This window comes from Chryseobacterium wanjuense, from assembly GCF_900111495.1.
GTDB lineage: Bacteria > Bacteroidota > Bacteroidia > Flavobacteriales > Weeksellaceae > Chryseobacterium > Chryseobacterium wanjuense.
Genome location: NZ_FOIU01000004.1, coordinates 20056 through 36815 on the forward strand (window position 1 = coordinate 20056; position 16760 = coordinate 36815).

The 16760-nt window shown below is 35.5% G+C and carries 17 protein-coding genes; 7 read left to right on the forward strand and 10 right to left on the reverse strand.

What is annotated here, in order from left to right; all coding sequences use genetic code 11:
- Positions 1-72: 72 nt before the first annotated feature.
- From BMX24_RS18585 to BMX24_RS18610, 6 genes are all read right to left on the reverse strand, one after another.
- Positions 73-861, reverse strand: coding sequence for an SDR family oxidoreductase (locus tag BMX24_RS18585; protein ID WP_170835754.1), 789 nt, complete (start codon positions 859-861; stop codon positions 73-75).
- 51 nt (positions 862-912) lie between these two features.
- Positions 913-1599: a MarC family protein gene (locus BMX24_RS18590; RefSeq protein WP_089795504.1), complete on the reverse strand. Its 687-nt coding sequence runs from the start codon at positions 1597-1599 to the stop codon at positions 913-915.
- A 30-nt stretch (positions 1600-1629) separates the two neighbouring features.
- A complete protein-coding gene (locus BMX24_RS18595) occupies positions 1630-2853 on the reverse strand; it encodes a 3-phosphoshikimate 1-carboxyvinyltransferase (RefSeq protein ID WP_089795506.1) in 1224 nt (407 codons plus the stop codon).
- 87 nt (positions 2854-2940) lie between these two features.
- Positions 2941-3267: a nucleotide pyrophosphohydrolase gene (locus BMX24_RS18600; RefSeq protein ID WP_089795508.1), complete on the reverse strand. Its 327-nt coding sequence runs from the start codon at positions 3265-3267 to the stop codon at positions 2941-2943.
- Positions 3267-3464, reverse strand: a complete 198-nt coding sequence (locus BMX24_RS18605) for a hypothetical protein (protein ID WP_089795510.1) — start codon at positions 3462-3464, stop codon at positions 3267-3269. The genes BMX24_RS18600 and BMX24_RS18605 overlap by 1 nt, the downstream gene beginning before the upstream one ends.
- Before the next feature lie 21 nt (positions 3465-3485).
- Entirely contained in the window at positions 3486-4898 is a 1413-nt protein-coding gene (locus tag BMX24_RS18610) for a hypothetical protein (RefSeq protein ID WP_089795512.1), read from the reverse strand.
- A 231-nt stretch (positions 4899-5129) separates the two neighbouring features.
- On the opposite strand from BMX24_RS18610, the gene BMX24_RS18615 reads away from it, so the two are divergent.
- From BMX24_RS18615 to guaB, 7 genes are all read left to right on the forward strand, one after another.
- On the forward strand, positions 5130-5381 hold the full coding sequence (locus BMX24_RS18615) for a type B 50S ribosomal protein L31 (protein WP_072961771.1): 252 nt from the start codon (positions 5130-5132) through the stop codon (positions 5379-5381).
- 114 nt (positions 5382-5495) lie between these two features.
- Positions 5496-6656: a GlmU family protein gene (locus BMX24_RS18620; protein ID WP_089795514.1), complete on the forward strand. Its 1161-nt coding sequence runs from the start codon at positions 5496-5498 to the stop codon at positions 6654-6656.
- Positions 6657-6754: 98 nt separating this feature from the next.
- On the forward strand, positions 6755-7264 hold the full coding sequence (locus tag BMX24_RS18625; protein WP_089795516.1) for an RNA polymerase sigma factor: 510 nt from the start codon (positions 6755-6757) through the stop codon (positions 7262-7264).
- Complete coding sequence (locus tag BMX24_RS18630) at positions 7239-7922, forward strand: hypothetical protein (RefSeq protein WP_185116627.1); 684 nt, start codon at positions 7239-7241, stop codon at positions 7920-7922. The genes BMX24_RS18625 and BMX24_RS18630 overlap by 26 nt, the downstream gene beginning before the upstream one ends.
- Positions 7923-7990: 68 nt before the next feature.
- On the forward strand, positions 7991-9265 hold the full coding sequence (locus tag BMX24_RS18635; RefSeq protein ID WP_089795518.1) for a DUF4252 domain-containing protein: 1275 nt from the start codon (positions 7991-7993) through the stop codon (positions 9263-9265).
- 11 nt (positions 9266-9276) lie between these two features.
- A complete protein-coding gene (locus BMX24_RS18640; RefSeq protein ID WP_089795520.1) occupies positions 9277-9777 on the forward strand; it encodes a DUF4252 domain-containing protein in 501 nt (166 codons plus the stop codon).
- Between the two features lie 167 nt (positions 9778-9944).
- On the forward strand, positions 9945-11405 hold the full coding sequence (guaB, locus tag BMX24_RS18645; protein ID WP_089795521.1) for an IMP dehydrogenase: 1461 nt from the start codon (positions 9945-9947) through the stop codon (positions 11403-11405).
- Between the two features lie 141 nt (positions 11406-11546).
- Here the strand turns inward: guaB and BMX24_RS18650 are convergent, their stop codons facing one another.
- The 4 genes from BMX24_RS18650 to BMX24_RS18665 form a co-directional block, all read right to left on the reverse strand.
- Positions 11547-12065, reverse strand: coding sequence for a DsbA family protein (locus BMX24_RS18650; protein WP_089795523.1), 519 nt, complete (start codon positions 12063-12065; stop codon positions 11547-11549).
- A gap of 15 nt (positions 12066-12080) precedes the next feature.
- Positions 12081-12539, reverse strand: coding sequence for a redoxin domain-containing protein (locus tag BMX24_RS18655; RefSeq protein WP_089795525.1), 459 nt, complete (start codon positions 12537-12539; stop codon positions 12081-12083).
- 117 nt (positions 12540-12656) lie between these two features.
- Complete coding sequence (locus BMX24_RS18660) at positions 12657-12854, reverse strand: KTSC domain-containing protein (protein ID WP_089795527.1); 198 nt, start codon at positions 12852-12854, stop codon at positions 12657-12659.
- Positions 12855-13429: 575 nt separating this feature from the next.
- The gene (locus BMX24_RS18665) at positions 13430-16759 is read right to left on the reverse strand and encodes a DUF6443 domain-containing protein (RefSeq protein ID WP_089795529.1); all 3330 of its coding nucleotides are present in this window, start codon (positions 16757-16759) and stop codon (positions 13430-13432) included.
- Position 16760 lies beyond the last annotated feature (1 nt).

The window sequence follows — 16760 nt, forward strand, 5'->3', positions numbered from 1 at the left end:
TAAGCTTAACTCCTTAAATAAATCTTAATGGTTCAAAATATATATAATTAAAAATTTGTTTAATAACTGAAACTAAGCCAGTTTATTATATTTCTTCATTAAATTTTCATAAGTTCCCTGCGGAAGAATCCATTTCAGAGGAACTCCGATTTTCTGTCCGAACTTTCCAAAATAATAATGAGCTTTCCATTTATTTTTAGCTAAAAGGGTATCAATATATTCTGCAACTTCCAAAGGTTCGGTTCCGTCGCCAACATGAGAATTCATTAAAGCATAGACTTTATCAAAAACATTTTTATAAGGCTCAGAAACTTTTGTTCTTACGCGGTTTTCTGCGATATTGGTTTTAATATCACCCAAATGCAGTGAGCAAACGTCAATATTCCAAGGATAAACTTCATATCTCATCGCTTCAGTTACTTTATCCAAAGCCGATTTTGATGCTGAATAAAACCCGCGGAAGGGCAGTCCCATTTCACTTCCGATACTGGAAACATTGATGATTTTCCCGAATTTGTTTTCCCGCATTTTCGGCATTACGGCACTCATCATCTGAACAGCTCCCACCAAATTGAGGTTGAACAATTTTAAAATATCTTCCTTTGAAGAATCTTCCACAGCTCCTACCATTCCCATTCCGGCATTGTTGATCAGAACATCGATTCTGGTTTCTGTCTTCAAAACTTCTGCGATGGCATTCTGTACCGCATCGTTATCCGTAACATCGGTAGGAATCGATTTGAAGTGCTGACTTTCAGTGTGTTTCCTGCTCAAGCCATATACATGATGACCTTTCTTTCCGAAATATTCTGCTAATACGAAACCAATTCCTGATGAGGTTCCTGTGATAATGATGACCATTAGTTTAAAAATTTTGAACAAAAATAAACAAAAGAAAAGTACTTTAGAGAACTATTTACCAATATGTTCCATCACTAATGTCTGAATGCCGCTCACCGCAATTTGCAGACCGACACAAAAGATGAGAAAAGAGGTAAGTCTGTTTACGATTTTCTCGCCGCTGCTTCCCAGAAATGTGATGATTTTTTTAGTATTCAGATAAAAAATATAGATCAGAATACACATGAATAGTACGGCTGCGATAATGGCTAAGATATTAATAAGATAATTATTGATACTCAGTGCTTTGCTGTGTGCACTCAAGGTAAAAAGTACTGAAATAGTACCCGCTCCGGTAGTGACAGGAAAAGTAACGGGATAAAAAAGTTTATTGCTGATATCACTTTGAGCTCCCATATCATTTTGCATATCATTTTTGTCTACATCAGACTTTTCATCATTTTTGGCAGATAAAAATTCCCAGCCCATTTTGCAGATCATGATGCCTCCTGCCAATTGGATAACCGGTATTGAAATACCAAACAACTCGAGGATATAATGACCGGCCAATAAAGACATTACACAAACGCAAAAAGCGTAAAGGGTAATTTTTTTTACTGCTGCTTTTTTATCCTCATTGCTTAGATGCTGAAGATAAGGATTTACCATAAAAGCACTTCCAATAGGATTCACAACTGGAAAAAGGGCAATAATTCCTGTAAAAAGCAAATGGATAAAAGTGTGAATAGACGTTTCCATAAAGGGTATAATATAATTGTTTTAAATATTCTATGTTTCGAGCAGGCTGTCCAAATCCTTCCAAAAGTCGGGGTAGGATTTTTCGACAACGTCCTCGTCCTCAATATTTAATTCTTTGATCAGGCAAAACGGCGCAAAACTCATGGCCATTCTGTGATCCTGATAGGTTTTAATGGAAATGTTTTTTTTGGGTTCGTTGAAGCTGACAGATTGTATCGTTAAATCTGTAATTTCAGTTTCCGTTCCCAGTTTTTTTAGTTCATTATACAAAGCCTGCAGCCTGTCGGTTTCTTTTACCCTCAATGTTCCCAACCCTGAAATTTCAAAAGGAATTTTCAGGGCAGCGGCGGTTACACACAGTGTTTGTGCGATATCGGGGCAATTATTCATATCCAGGACAATTTTTTCCGGAAATTGAAAATTGGGTTGTGGTATAAGGCTGAGTTTGTGTTCTTCTTCAGTGAAAATTGTTTTAATTCCAAAGAAATCTTCATAAATTTTTGCAATCGCAGAATCTCCCTGTGTCGATTCTTTGTAAAAGCTTTTCAGGTAAATGGTTTCCCTTCCCAACGCTGCAAACGAATAGAAATAGGAGGCCGAACTCCAGTCGCTTTCCACTTCATAATCAATGATTGATGAATGATTGTGGGTAAAAGGTTCTACTTTTATAGTGTTTCCGGTAAAGCTGTTTTTAATTCCGAATTTGGTTAAAATATCCAGCGTCATTTCAATGTACGACCTTGAGGTTACTTCGCCTACCAGATTTATTTCCAGTCCGTTTTCCAGTTTTCCGGCAATTAATAGAAGGGAAGTGATAAACTGGCTTGAAATATTGGATGGAACATCAACTGTCGTCTGAGTAATTTTTCTTCCTGTAATTTTCAGAGGAGGAAAGCCTTCATTTTCAAGATATTCGATTTCTACTCCCAGATTTTGCAGAGCCGTCACTAGGTTTTTGATGGGTCTTTCTTTCATCCTTTTAGAACCGGTAAGGATGGTCGTTTTCCCTTCCATGATTGAGTAGTAGGAAGTAAGGAAACGCATCGCCGTTCCCGCATGATGAATATCTACTATTTCGGTATCTTCAGACAATGCTTTTTTCAGCAATTGGGTATCCTGAGAGTTGGAAAGATTACCGATTTTAATATTTTTAAATAAACTTTCTAAAATCAACAAACGATTCGAAATACTTTTCGAACCGCTGATCTGTATGGTTTTATTTCCTGTTAATTTTGATTTTTCTAGCGTCTTCATTGTTCTTCTAAGTTGGAAGCTCGAAGCTGGAAGATGGAGGTGAAAAGTTTAGTTTAAAACTTCCGGCTTCCAACTTCCGGCATCCAGCTATTTTAATTTCTCATTATTCTGATGACGATCTTTATCACGATCCGTCTTTACCTTCATTTTTTTGTCAAAAGCTTCCTGCAGGTTTACGCCGGTTTGGTTGGCAAGGCACAACGTTACAAACAAAACATCTGCCAATTCTTCGCCCAGATCTTTGCTTTTATCACTTTCCTTTTCGCTTTGTTCGCCGTATCTTCTGGCAATGATTCTGGCAACTTCGCCCACCTCTTCCGTCAGCATAGCCATATTGGTCAATTCATTGAAATAACGGACACCAATTGTTTTTATCCATTCATCAACTTGCTGTTGCAGATTTGTAATTTCCATTATTTTTTCAGCTGTTCTTCCAGGGAAGCGATTTTGTTATTCAGTCTTTTGATTTCTCCTTCCTTTTCTTGTTTGGTTTCTAGAGATTCTCCTGCGGTTTCAGTGTAATTGGCCACTCTCTTGAAAAATCTTCTGACAAAAATGTAGCAGATGATTAATGAAATTAAACCAACTATTTTGATAATATTAAAATCCATTTTTTAATTATTCTTAAAATATTATTGATACTGATAAGCTCCCAACGTAGGATTTGAAGTTCTTGAAACATTGGCAATATCTGTAGGAACTGTCGCTGCAACCGCAGGGCTTCCTTTACCGATTGCCGGAGAATTCTGCTTCACTCTCAATTGCATCTGAGCTGCAAAATAGTTCACAAATAATGGATCCTGATTCTTGATGGACTGTATCACGCTCGGATTACTGTCAAACGGGAATCCTGCCTCTGATGTGTTGGAATATTTTAATAAACAGTTTTCAAACACAAAATTGAATAACTGTCCCGGAGTCTGCTCAAAATTCACAGAATTATCCCTGTCAGAATAAATAATACTGTTTCTTACATTGAGAATTAATGCGCCCTGTTCGGTTTGCCCGGAAGTGTTTGTCCATTCGTTGGTGGCAAAAATTCCGTTCCTGTTGTAAGAATGCAATAAATTTGAATAGTTTGCAATCGTAGAATGAATATAATTATGCGTTCCCCCTTTGAAAATTCCGATGGCAGATTCTCCACAGTTGTTCATCACTAAGTTTTTAGCATTTACTGTAGAAGCTACAGCATAAATTCCGTATTCCTGGAAGGTATGGATGAAAGAATTGCTGATCACAGCGTTGGTCTGTTTCATATCTAAACCTCTTGTTCCACCGAGAAGCCTTGCATAATTCATAGTAAGATTCGAGCCTGCTTCCATTCTGATGGAGTTCCAGTTTTTTGGAATCGTATCGTAAGCCGGATCATTTCTGTCGCCACGCAGAACGACGTTATTGGCTAAAGTTCCGTTAATATTTAAAGAAGCTCCGGATAAAACTTTCATTCCGCTGTTTTTATGGAAATAAACTTTTGTTCCGGGCTGTATATCTAAATTCACGTTTTGATCGATGGTAAGATCTCCGTAAATAATTTTAACTTTATTATTAGTCCAGGTCGCATCAGCGGAAATTACATTCGGATTGGTGGGTGTTTCTATGAAAAATTCGGCATCCTGAACCACCGAGAATAGAACAACCTGTTGATTACCTGCAGGACTCTCGAATAAGACCTTATCTTCGGCAATAGCTTCCGGACCGGTAGCTTCTGGGGCAATTTCAATGAAAATATATAAGCTGTCTTTTTTTCTTAAAGGAACATCTTTAAAATCGTAGCCGGGCTTTCCGTCCACATTTATCTTATATAAAGAAGTAGCGCCTTTTTCGAGGTGAATTCTTGGGATCAGGATATCTTTGTCTTCATTATTATACACTTTTACGGCGTACGTTTCAGAACGAACCTGATGATAAACCGTGTCACAAAAAACCGTATCTTTTGAAAAACTCAATTCTTGTGAAGGTGCATCAAAACTAATATCATCCTTATTACAAGATACAGCCATAATGAGCATCCAGAAAGAAAAAGCCAGTAATAATTTGAATTTCATCGAAATTTAAGTTTAAATATTGATTTCAAATGTAACGAAAATACTTTAATTTTCTTATCAAGAAAAAATTATTGATTCCATATTTGCAAATTCAAAAAAATATTGTACTTTTGCAACCTAAAATTAGCAGAGAAATATCCATTACTATTTCGAAAGCAAACTTTAATTTTTAAAATTGTATTATGAAACCGCAAGGTTACATGTGACATTAACAAAAAAAGAAATTTACACATGAAAAACGGAATCCACCCAGAAAATTATAGACTTGTTGTTTTCAAAGATATGAGTAACGACGAGGTGTTTCTTTGCAAGTCTACTGCAGAAACAAAAGATACTATCGAGTACGAAGGACAAGAGTACCCATTGATCAAAATGGAAATCTCTTCAACTTCTCACCCTTTCTACACTGGTAAAACGAAATTGGTTGACACTGCAGGTAGAGTTGATAAGTTTATGAACAAATACAAAAAATTCGCTAAATAATTTTTTGAAATTAAAAATATTTAAAGTCTTCCGATTTTCGGGAGACTTTTTTTATTGTAATTTTGTTTAGACTTTAAACTTTGAATTTTTAAACTATAAACACAGAACTGAACGATGCAATTAGTATTTTCAGATGCGCAATACTGGGAAGATTTTCTTCCGCTTACATTTACAAGACCTGTCGCAGAGATGCGATGCGGAATTCTTACATTCTCCGAGAGATGGCAGAAAATTTTAGACAACACGGAAATTTCGTATTTCACGGAAAATTACCTTCAAAACAAATTCAGAAATCCTGAAGAAAAGGAAAGCCTTTTTCTGGTGACGAATTTTCTACCGACGCAACAGGTGATCCAGCAAATTAAAGACCTGAAACAAGGAGAAGCTTTGGTGTATGAAGATGAACTGATCGCAGCGAGAATCAACATGAAAGATTTTTCGCTAAACCAGATCGAAAAAATGACGGACATCAAAGAAGAACTCACCTTTTTCAAAAAGCCGACCGATCTTTTTACCTATAATGACAAAGCTATTGATTTTGATTTTGAATTATTAACAAAAGGGAAAACCTCACAGGAACTTTCGTCTACCAACGGATTTTTAGGAGATAAAAAAGACCTGTTTATAGAAGAAGGCGCACAGATTGAGTTTTCTACCCTGAATACCAAAACCGGAAAAATCTACATCGGGAAAAACGCTGATGTCATGGAAGGCTGCAATCTTCGTGGCCCGATTGCCCTTTGCGAAGATTCCCAGCTAAAGTTAGGCGCTAAAGTGTATGGTGCGACGACGGTTGGCCCTCATTCCAAAGTTGGTGGTGAGGTTAACAATATCATTATTTTCGGATATTCAAGTAAAGGACACGACGGGTTTTTAGGAAATTCTGTAGTCGGGGAGTGGTGTAATTTTGGAGCAGATACCAATTCTTCCAACCTTAAAAACAATTACAGCAATGTGAAACTCTGGAATTACAGAACAAAATCCTTCGAAGATACAGGCTTACAATTCGCTGGACTGATTATGGGAGATCATTCTAAAACAGCGATCAATACCCAGCTGAATACCGGAACGGTTGTCGGTGTTGCCTCGAATATTTTTAAAGAAGGCTTCCCTCCGAATCTGGTAGAGAATTTTTCATGGGGAGGTTTTAAAGATGATGAAAGATTTAAATTAGACAAAGCCTACGAAGTTGCAGAGCGAGCCATGGCCAGAAGAAAAGTGGCTTTAACGGACGATGATAAGGCTATTTTTAAATATATTTTTGATACATATTAATGTGACTATAAAAGGAACTTCAAAATATTTTGAAGTTTTTTTGTTTTTGATGTAATAAAACTGAAATTTTAATTGTCTTACCTATAGAAACAAAACTTATGACCCAAGAAACTTTCAAGAATACGGTATTTATTCTCAAAAATGAGATGTATCGCTTTGCGAAAAGATTTGTCATGAGTAGTGATGAAGCAGAAGATGTTGTGCAGGATCTGATGATCAAATTCTGGCAGAAGAAAGATGAGCTGGAGCAGTTCGGGAATTTAAAATCCTATGCATTGAAAGCCGTCAGGAACGAATGCCTGAACAGACTCAAGCATCACGATGTAAAAAGGGGGTTTGCAGATATGCAGTTGCATCGATCCGAGCTTTACAGTATGGAGGTGAATAATTTGAAAGAACACATTATCAGTTTTATCAATCAGCTTCCGGAAAAACAAAAGATGGTGATTCACCTGAAAGATGTAGAAGAATATGAAGTTTCGGAAATAGCAGAAATGCTGGAAATGGAAGAAAATGCGGTAAGAGTAAATCTTATGCGGGCCAGACAAAAAGTAAAAGAACAAATTTCACAATTGATGAGCTATGAGCAACGACAAATTTCAAAATAAATACGACGAGATCTTCCAAAATATAAAGGAAGAGAAAATGGACTGGGATTTTGAAGATTTCCTGAAAAAAGCAGAAGGAAAGGAAGATGAGGTTCAGAAAGATGAAACCCCGATTATCCCGATCGATACAAAAACAAAGCCTTCGTTCCCGAAATGGTTCTGGATGGCAGCGGGTGTAATTTTGCTGTTGAGTATCGGGCTTATTTTTAACATCAATAAAAATTCTGATGTAGAAGATCAGGCTCAGCTTGTGGAAAACCAGATCAAGGATCAGAAAAATGATTTTATTGAAGAAAATAGCGAACATCAGGAACAGGTAGCGGTGAACAATACTACAGATTCGATTTCCGGAACTAAAAAAGATTCGATTTTTCAGGAAAATACGGTAGCTGAAAAGGATGTTTTAGATGAAATTTTACCAAAAAGAGGAAGACTGAAAAAAGAAAGAAAACCAAAGTATGTAGATAATTCCTCTTACAGAAAGTATAAAAAAGCTTCAGATTCTACAGGGTACAAAGATTCTTACGTGATCGTAAACGGCAAAAGAATCGACAATGTAGAGGAAGCCATTAATGTGACTAAGTATTCATTCCAAATATTTGCAAATAATGTCAGTGAAAAATTAGTACAGCCAAAAGTCGTTGACGACGATTATTAATTAACCTTTAAAAAAGATATTATGCACCTGATCAGGCACTAATAATCAAAAAAAATAAAAATTGACTCATGAAAAAAATAATATTAATATTTGCACTTGCTTTTTCCCATTTCTTCAATGTGTATGGGCAGAAAGATAAAGACAAACTAGACCAGCTTTTTGAGAAATACCAGGAAGTGGAAGGAGTGACCTCCATTAAAATTGCAAAACCCATGTTCGGGATGTTGAGCAATCTGGATTTAGGAGATGCAGAACTGGATCAGATCAAACCTTTATTGGCAAAAATTACCGGATTAAAAATTTTAATTGCTGAAAGACCTGCGAATGCAACCAATGCAAAAGAACAGAAGCTTACTCAGATCAATAAAGATATTTCCTCTTATCTGAGTAATCTGAACTACAGCGAAATCATGACAGTGAACAGCAATGGCGCAAAAATAAAATTCCTTTCTGCGGAAGAAAAAAACGGGATTTTGGATGATCTTTTGTTAAGCATCGACAGCGGTGGTGAAGAAAATATCCTGATGAAACTGGATGGAAAACTTTCAATGGATGATATTAATAAAATTATCAATTCCAGCGAAACCAATACCAATCCTATTACCAATACAAGAAGCAGTTTAACTTCTGAAAATACCTCTTCTTACTTAAGTGGAGAATCCAGAAGTGTGGGAGAATTTTCAGGAATTCAGGTAAGTACCGGGGTGAATGTGGTTTTCAAACAGGAAAGCCCGACCAATGTGAAGGTAATTGCCGATGCAGATAAGCTTCAGTACATCGTAACGAAAGTGGACAATGGAGTTTTGAAAGTATATGTTGATAATAAAGGACAGAAAAATTTAAAGTTCAAAAACATCAGCGTAAATGTTTCTTCCCCAAGAATGGATAACATCAAGACTTCTTCAGGATCAACTTTTACGACCATTAATTCTGTAAGAGAAAATAATCTTAGCATCGATGCTTCATCAGGGTCTATAGTGAAAGGGAAATTCAATATTGCCAATGATACGAAAGTAGAAGCGACATCGGGATCAGATATTAAAATTGATATTAATTCTAAAAACTTCGATTTCAAAGGATCTAGCGGTTCTAGTACAAAATTCGACGGACAGGCAGGAATGGCAAACTTTGATATCAGCAGCGGCGCACTTTGCAAAGCGGATAATCTGAGAACCAATCAGGTAGAGGCAGAATCTACTTCGGGAGGAAGTCTATCTATCAATGTTGTGGATAAATTAAAAGCCAGAGCTTCTTCAGGAGGATTGATCAAGTACAGAGGAAATCCGGAGATCACCTCAGATATCAATAAAATCTCAGGAGGAACTTTAAAACAAATTGACTAAAATTAATCACCATGAAAATTTTAAAAAACATTTTTCTGATCGCTTGTATGATGTTGCTACTACAGTCATGCGTGGTATCAGAAAGACCCAATATGGCCTTCTTTTCAGAGTCGGGACACGATTTTAAAGGAGCGAAGTTTGTGAGTATTAATGTTCCGATGCTTCTGGCAAAGCCTTATATCAAAAAAGCATTGAAGGAAGATGGCGAAAGTGAAGAGATCATTAATCTTGTAAAAAAAGTGTCAAAAATAAAAGTCATGACCGTGGAAAATGGCGACAGACAAATGCTGAAAGATTTTGCAAGCTATTTAAATGACAACAATTACGAAGAATGGGCAACCATAAAGCACGACGGTGATAATGTAAACATCCGTGTAAAACAAAAAGGTGATGCTATTAAAAATATGCTCATCACAGTGAACTCTGACAAAGAATTGGTTTTTGTAGATGTAAAGGGAAGTTTCACTGCCGATGATATTTCAAAGATGATAGCTTCCGCTACCGATAAATAAGGACTTTCATATTCAAATTCATATACTAATTTTATTTTGTACAAAATGCCGTTCCGCAATTCGGGGCGGTTTTTTCATTTAAGTTATTGATTATTAAGTTTTATTTAAACTATTAAAATCGATTTTCGTATTTCGATAAAATACCTTAATTTTGCAAGAAAGTAAAGATGTCTATTCATAACAAAATTGTAGAGACAGCCATCACTTTCGATGACGTGCTTCTAGTCCCTTCTTATTCAGAAGTTTTACCTAATCAGGTTTCATTAAAATCAAGACTTACCGACAAAATTACGCTTAATGTTCCGATAGTTTCTGCTGCGATGGACACCGTTACAGAAGCTGAATTGGCAATTGCTTTGGCCAGAGTGGGCGGTTTGGGTTTCATTCACAAAAATATGCCGATCGCTGAGCAGGCTGCACAGGTAAACAGAGTAAAGCGTTCTGAAAACGGAATGATCTCCGATCCTGTTACCCTTTCAAAAGATCATACATTAGGCGAGGCCAGAGAAATGATGGCGAAGTTCAAAATTTCAGGTCTTCCGGTTGTAGATGCAGAAAATACGCTGATCGGAATCATCACAAACAGAGACGTAAAATATCAGGAAAAACTTGACATGAAAGTTGAGGAGATCATGACGAAAGATAATCTGATCACTTCCGATAAAAATACAAACTTAGAACAGGCAAAGGAAATCCTTCTTAAAAATAGAGTTGAAAAACTGCCGATCGTTGATAAAAACAACAAATTGGTTGGTTTAATTACGATTAAAGATATCGACAATCAATTAGAATACCCGAATGCCAACAAAGACGGGAGCGGACGTTTGATCGTGGGAGCCGGAGTTGGTGTAGGAGAAGATACATTGGATAGAATTGCAGCTTTGGTTCAGGCCGGGGTTGATATTATCGGTATCGATTCTGCTCACGGACATTCGAAAGGAGTGTTGGATAAAATTGCTGAAATCAGAAGAACGTATCCGGATTTGGATATCGTTGGAGGAAATATTGTAACGGCTGAAGCTGCTGAAGATCTGATTAAAGCAGGAGCAAATGTATTAAAAGTAGGTGTTGGTCCCGGTTCTATCTGTACAACGAGAGTAGTTGCAGGAGTTGGAGTTCCTCAGTTATCTGCTATTTACAACGTGTACGAATATGCTAAATCTAAAAATGTAGCAGTAATTGCCGATGGTGGAATCAAGCTTTCAGGTGATATCGTAAAAGCGATTGCAAGTGGAGCAGGAGCAGTAATGTTGGGTTCACTGTTAGCCGGAACTGATGAGGCGCCAGGTGAAGAAATTATCTTCCAGGGCAGAAAATTCAAATCTTACCAGGGAATGGGAAGTCTTTCTGCAATGAAGAGAGGTGGAAAAGAGAGATATTTCCAGAGTGAGGCTAAAAAATTCGTTCCGGAAGGTATTGAAGGAAGAGTTCCGCACAAAGGAAAATTGGAAGATGTGATTTTTCAGTTGACAGGGGGTCTAAGAGCAGGTATGGGATATTGTGGAGCTAAAGATATTGAAGCTTTGCAAAAAGATACCAAAATGGTAATGATCACAGGAAGCGGATTGAAAGAATCTCATCCTCATGATGTTATCATCACGCAGGAAGCTCCGAATTATTCTTTATAATAATAAATAAATATAATGAACAAGGCTGTCTCAACATTGAGACAGCCTTGTTTTTTTGTTATCAATAGGAGCGGACTTTAGTCCGCTTTAATATGTTTAACGCTTGATTGGCTTTAGCCGAAACTTAAAATAAATCTTCAACTAAGAAATTAGTTCAACGAAAGAATCATACGTTCCGTCATAATCTTCCCATTTCTGATTATTCACAAAAAATGAGGGAGTTCCGTTCACTCCGCTTCTCACACCGCCTTCAAAATCATTTTCAATTTTATCCTGCAGATCGGCTGTGTTGATGTCGTTTTCAATTTTATTAAAATCAAGACCTAAAGATTTTACAGATTCTTTCAGCATTTCTTCATTCAAATGATTCTGATTTTCGTAGATGAGGTCGTGCATTTCCCAGAATTTTCCCTGTTTTCCAGCTGCTTCAGCGATCGTTGCGGCTGCCATTGCATATTGATGAGAATCTGTCAAAGGAAAATTTCTGAATACAAAAGCTACTTCATCGCCATATTCTTCAACAAATCTTTTTACCAAAGGATAAGCGTGTCCACAGTAAGGACACTGATAATCTCCGTATTCAACTAAAACAATTTTCGCGGTTTCCAAATTTCCCTGAACGTGATCATTCGACCCGACCGGAATTCTTAATGTAGACATAATGGATAAGTTTTTTTATTTTAAATTTTCTAATGCATCAATGATTCCGTCTGCTCCGGGATTAATTCCGTCCGGCGACAAATAACTCCACTGAATTGTTCCTTCTTTATCAATGACAAACAAAGCTCTTTTTGAAGTTCCGTTTTCTTCATTGTAGACGCCATATTTTTTTGCAATTTCTCCTTTTGGATTAAAATCCGCAAGCAATGGAAAGTGCAGTTTTCTGTCTCCCATAAAGGCATCATGACACCATGAGCTGTCTACGGAAATTCCCAGGATATCTGCATTGTATTTATGAAAAATACTGAGCATCTCGTTATATAAAGTCACCTGATCTCCGCAAACAGGGCTCCAGTCGGCGGGGTAGAAAACTAAAATTAAATTTTTTCCTAAAAAATCCGAACGTTTCAATTTCTGATCCGGTGTAGAGTGAAGTTCAAATTCCGGAGCAGGAGTTCCTTTTTCTAATATCATATTTGAGTGGTTTTTGGTTAAAGAAAATAGTGTAATCGATTAATTTGTAGAATAAAATTAGGAATAAGAATCCAATTATTAGCCATTGCTTTACTTAAATTAATATTAAAGTTTGATCTATTCTACTTTCCTGTATTTAAATTTGGGTTTAATCACATAATTTAAAAACCGGCCTTTGGATTGTACGGATCTGAACCTATCAAAGATTTCCTGAGGTACATCGAGATAATCATATACTGCTCCCGACTGATATATGATTCGCAATATTTCAGTCTCCGGGAAGTACAGATAATGATTGATTACTGATGAGGGCATGCATAATTTTCTGCAAAAAGTGTTCCTTGGTTGGAGTGGAATCTTTATTTTATTCCTACATTTTTATAATGAAAGGGGATTTTAGATTAAAAATAATAAAAGTATAAATTGCTCTATAAAGGTTATCATTTAATAATAAACTCACCAACATTATAATAATCATAATCATCAAATAAAAAAAGCAAGGGTAAAAATTTGTTGTCCTGTATATTGCTGTATTACCCTAAGCATCTTTAAAGAACGCTAATCTGATATTTCCTATCTGGTCTTTCTAACTATAAAACCACCGCATAAAGCAGTGGTTTACTTTAATTTATTACTAGAATCGACTACCAATCTTGTCTTAAAGCAACTCCAAAAGAGAAGCAGATAATTAGAAATATAAATAATAACCCATTAAAAATATAGTTTAGTATTTTACTATTATATCTATAAATCAAATAAAAATTAATTGTCAGTAAAATAATAATTATTGGAGTTAATTTTAAAAAATAATCATACTGAAAATATAATAATAATGCAGTATAAATTAATGAAATAATTAAAATTATTTGTGTGATTTTTTTCATTAGAGATTATTTTGGTTTATTAATTTCATCTTTAACAGTTTTAACAATTTTCTTACTTAAATCATTATCAATACTTTTATGAGTTGATTTGGGAGCATGTATATTAGTAACTTTAGTTTTTTTATTATCTTCTGAAACTGTTACTTTCTCACCACCATAAAAATCTTTTGTTTGATAATAATTCATAACTTTCGAAACATTTTTAGATTTTATTGTTGTATCTGAGTAAAAATCCATAATATCTAAAGTTATCATCAAATTGATTTTCAAATCCTTGTTTTCATTTGTTTTTTCAATTAAATTATCTCCACCTAAACTATGCCCCACAGCAGTTACATCACCATCAGGATGATTTTTGTTAAAACTTGAAATTGTTGAGTTTATATCATCTTTTGTATTTTCATTTTGGGAGGAATCAAAAATTACTACTCGAGTATCTTTACTGCTTAATTGATTTAATGCTCCTAACCCATTTTTATCAACAGAACCATCTCCTCGATTTCTTGCTTGGGTATGTCCTTTAACAGTATCACCTGAATGCCCCTGCACTACAACAACTAAATTTTTATATCCATCATTTTTCCTAAAGTCTACAGCTTCCAATCCTTCTAATTCTCGAGCATCAATAACCCTATTTTCAGAGAAATTATAATGAGACTGATAAGCATATTTTTCAGAAAGTGGATCAACATTGAAGAATCTTCCAATAGAAGGGTCGTAATTTCGCCACTTAAAAGAACTCCAGCCTGTATGTATTTGTTTTTCCTGTCCTTGAAAACTATATTTATAGGAAGGAGTGACAATTGATGTAGCGATAGTCCCATGCTCTAATCCAAATGGATAAAAATCAACTGCATCATCTATTACTGCATTTCCATTTGTGTCTTTATAAAAAGAAACTCTAATATTTCCAACTTGATCTTTATATTGATAAATATACTTATTATTTTCAAAACTATAATATCCTTCTGTTGTTGGCACAAATTTTAAATCGGGTGTTGTCGGTAATAGAGAACTATGCTCATATTGAAAACCATCTAAATAATCTGTGGTAATAAATGTTGAGCCTCTCATATATTGCTTTTGATGTTTAACTCCATCAGCTCTATAAATATGATTAAGTGTATATCCAACGCCAATTGCAGCATTCATTTGAATACTATTAGGAAGATTTAAAAAGTTATAATCAATTTGCTTTATTCTTTTATCAAGCATACTGGTCATATTACCACTTGTGTCATAGGTAATTATATTTCCACCTCCAGGATAACCGGAAGTATTTCCAGTTTCATCTGTGATTGTAATAAGTTTGTTCCCTTCATAATTATAAGTTAGATTATCAATTACCTCAGTGATTGATGTATTCCCTGTTCCTTTTTTTCCACGTACTAGATTAGCAATATTCCCATTATTATCATACTCTATATCTTCATAATAGTCGATATTCAAAGTAGTAGATAAAGGTTGATAACTTTTTCCATATATAAGCCTGTTAAGGCCATCATATTTATAAGTATACCTTTTAAGGATTCCGTCGGTTGCTGTTTTCCAGTCAACCTCAGAAATATTCCCGTTATACTTAGCCTCCTGAATTCCCAATAAAGGATCGGGATTATGATACTTAATTTTATAGCCAAATAATTTACCTCCTAAATTTGCTGGATCATTGATTTTAGTTAACCACCCTCTTACATCGTACTCATAATCGATACTTTGTAGATTGTTTCCTAACTTTTGATTAGATAGTAAAGAACGTTCATTGTATGTGTTATCCGTCAAAAGTTCAGGAATTCCATTATTTACCTGATGCCAGTGTTTCTTTAGCCTTTTTAAATTATCATATTCAAAATCTTCTTTGATGACTACTTCCGTATCTGTCGTACTTCTTTTATGAAACGTTTTGGTCTGCTTGGTTTGTCCTATAAAATCAAGTTCATTTTCAAGACGGGTATATCCGTCTAAATAGTTAATGGTATTAAGACCAATTACCCGACCTTTTTTATCATAATAGGTATATTTTTTAGTCCATCTGTCATCTTCAATATTTTTAATCAGATTCAGTACAGGAAGACTTTTTGTACTTACATTTTCCGAAACCTCATTTTGTGTTAAGGTAGGTTCACCTAGTATAGATGTCGGAAAAGTCGGGTTGAAATCATATGCAGGATATTGATCGTAGTAATTTAAAGTAAGAATTTTAAACCACTTTGTGGAATTAGGATAAGTCGAGTCCTGATTGTTATAATAAACATCCATTCCCTCTCGGTTAAAGACCGATGAGCCAGTTCTCTCTACATTATTTGAGTTCAAGCCGTCAACAATATTTTGCTCCGCTAATCTTGTTGTAGCCCCTGTTCCAATTCCTGTGATGGCAACTCTTCCAAATTTATCATATTTGGTGTAAAGCCATCTTCCCTGTGCTCTGAGATTAGCATCCTGAGTGGCTACTACACGATCTTGTTTATCATACAGAATAAACTCCCAACCTTTACCCGGCAGTTTCTTTTCTACCATCCTATATCTGCCATCATATTTGTATTGATAGCATAAATCAGCTTGCCTCGTAGTATTTGTTACAAGATCAGAATAAATATTCGCCTGAGACGGAATAATAAATACAAGCTGATCATACTCATTGTATACATAATAAGTATCAACGTAATCACCCACTGTGATTTCCCTTCTTTCAAGAATAAGCTGACCATTAGTATTGGTAAATTCGATTGTAGAATAACCGTCTTCGTCGATTACTGTTTCTTTGCTCAACTGATTTGCAATGTAGTTCCCAGCTGTTCCCAATGTACTTTTGGTAGCATTATTTTCCCAAGTGGTTGAGGTGGTGAATTTCCTTACACCATCTGCAACTGTATTCGCGCCATAGGTATAGTTTTCAGGATGTGAAGTCCAGTCATTTCCGAACTGTATTCTTTGTTTAATTCTATCTAATGGTGAATTTTCCGGCACATTTTCGGAATAGATTTTTTCTGGCCCATAAACAGTTGAGGCATTTAAAAGTGGAGATGTATAAATAGCTCCGTTTTGTGTTCCACTTTGAGGAACCGGAAGATAATTTTTAATTTGTCTGCCGAATGCATCATACTCGAAATGCGTAACAACATCTTTTTCGGTTGGTGATGCTTTTACTCCGACAGTTTGTTTTGATCTTCCTAAACCATCAAAATAATTAATGGTTTCAGTGTTTTTTACACAGTCAGCATCGAAGCAAGTTTTTTCTGATATATAGTTTTCTGTATTGCTTGCCTGTGCTATTAAAGTGTTGCTCACAAGTAATACGGAAAGAACTGTGGTTATTTTTTCTGTTATATATTTTTTCATG

What these genes read in the sequence shown, in the direction of transcription:
- BMX24_RS18585 (WP_170835754.1), bottom strand. Translation starts at nt 861, where the DNA reads ATGGTCATCATTATCACAGGAACCTCATCAGGAATTGGTTTCGTATTA.
- BMX24_RS18590 (WP_089795504.1), bottom strand. Translation starts at nt 1,599, where the DNA reads ATGGAAACGTCTATTCACACTTTTATCCATTTGCTTTTTACAGGAATT.
- BMX24_RS18595 (WP_089795506.1), bottom strand. Translation starts at nt 2,853, where the DNA reads ATGAAGACGCTAGAAAAATCAAAATTAACAGGAAATAAAACCATACAG.
- BMX24_RS18600 (WP_089795508.1), bottom strand. Translation starts at nt 3,267, where the DNA reads ATGGAAATTACAAATCTGCAACAGCAAGTTGATGAATGGATAAAAACA.
- BMX24_RS18605 (WP_089795510.1), bottom strand. Translation starts at nt 3,464, where the DNA reads ATGGATTTTAATATTATCAAAATAGTTGGTTTAATTTCATTAATCATC.
- BMX24_RS18610 (WP_089795512.1), bottom strand. Translation starts at nt 4,898, where the DNA reads ATGAAATTCAAATTATTACTGGCTTTTTCTTTCTGGATGCTCATTATG.
- BMX24_RS18615 (WP_072961771.1), top strand. Translation starts at nt 5,130, where the DNA reads ATGAAAAACGGAATCCACCCAGAAAATTATAGACTTGTTGTTTTCAAA.
- BMX24_RS18620 (WP_089795514.1), top strand. Translation starts at nt 5,496, where the DNA reads ATGCAATTAGTATTTTCAGATGCGCAATACTGGGAAGATTTTCTTCCG.
- BMX24_RS18625 (WP_089795516.1), top strand. Translation starts at nt 6,755, where the DNA reads ATGACCCAAGAAACTTTCAAGAATACGGTATTTATTCTCAAAAATGAG.
- BMX24_RS18630 (WP_185116627.1), top strand. Translation starts at nt 7,239, where the DNA reads ATGAGCAACGACAAATTTCAAAATAAATACGACGAGATCTTCCAAAAT.
- BMX24_RS18635 (WP_089795518.1), top strand. Translation starts at nt 7,991, where the DNA reads ATGAAAAAAATAATATTAATATTTGCACTTGCTTTTTCCCATTTCTTC.
- BMX24_RS18640 (WP_089795520.1), top strand. Translation starts at nt 9,277, where the DNA reads ATGAAAATTTTAAAAAACATTTTTCTGATCGCTTGTATGATGTTGCTA.
- guaB (WP_089795521.1), top strand. Translation starts at nt 9,945, where the DNA reads ATGTCTATTCATAACAAAATTGTAGAGACAGCCATCACTTTCGATGAC.
- BMX24_RS18650 (WP_089795523.1), bottom strand. Translation starts at nt 12,065, where the DNA reads ATGTCTACATTAAGAATTCCGGTCGGGTCGAATGATCACGTTCAGGGA.
- BMX24_RS18655 (WP_089795525.1), bottom strand. Translation starts at nt 12,539, where the DNA reads ATGATATTAGAAAAAGGAACTCCTGCTCCGGAATTTGAACTTCACTCT.
- BMX24_RS18660 (WP_089795527.1), bottom strand. Translation starts at nt 12,854, where the DNA reads ATGCCCTCATCAGTAATCAATCATTATCTGTACTTCCCGGAGACTGAA.
- BMX24_RS18665 (WP_089795529.1), bottom strand. Translation starts at nt 16,759, where the DNA reads ATGAAAAAATATATAACAGAAAAAATAACCACAGTTCTTTCCGTATTA.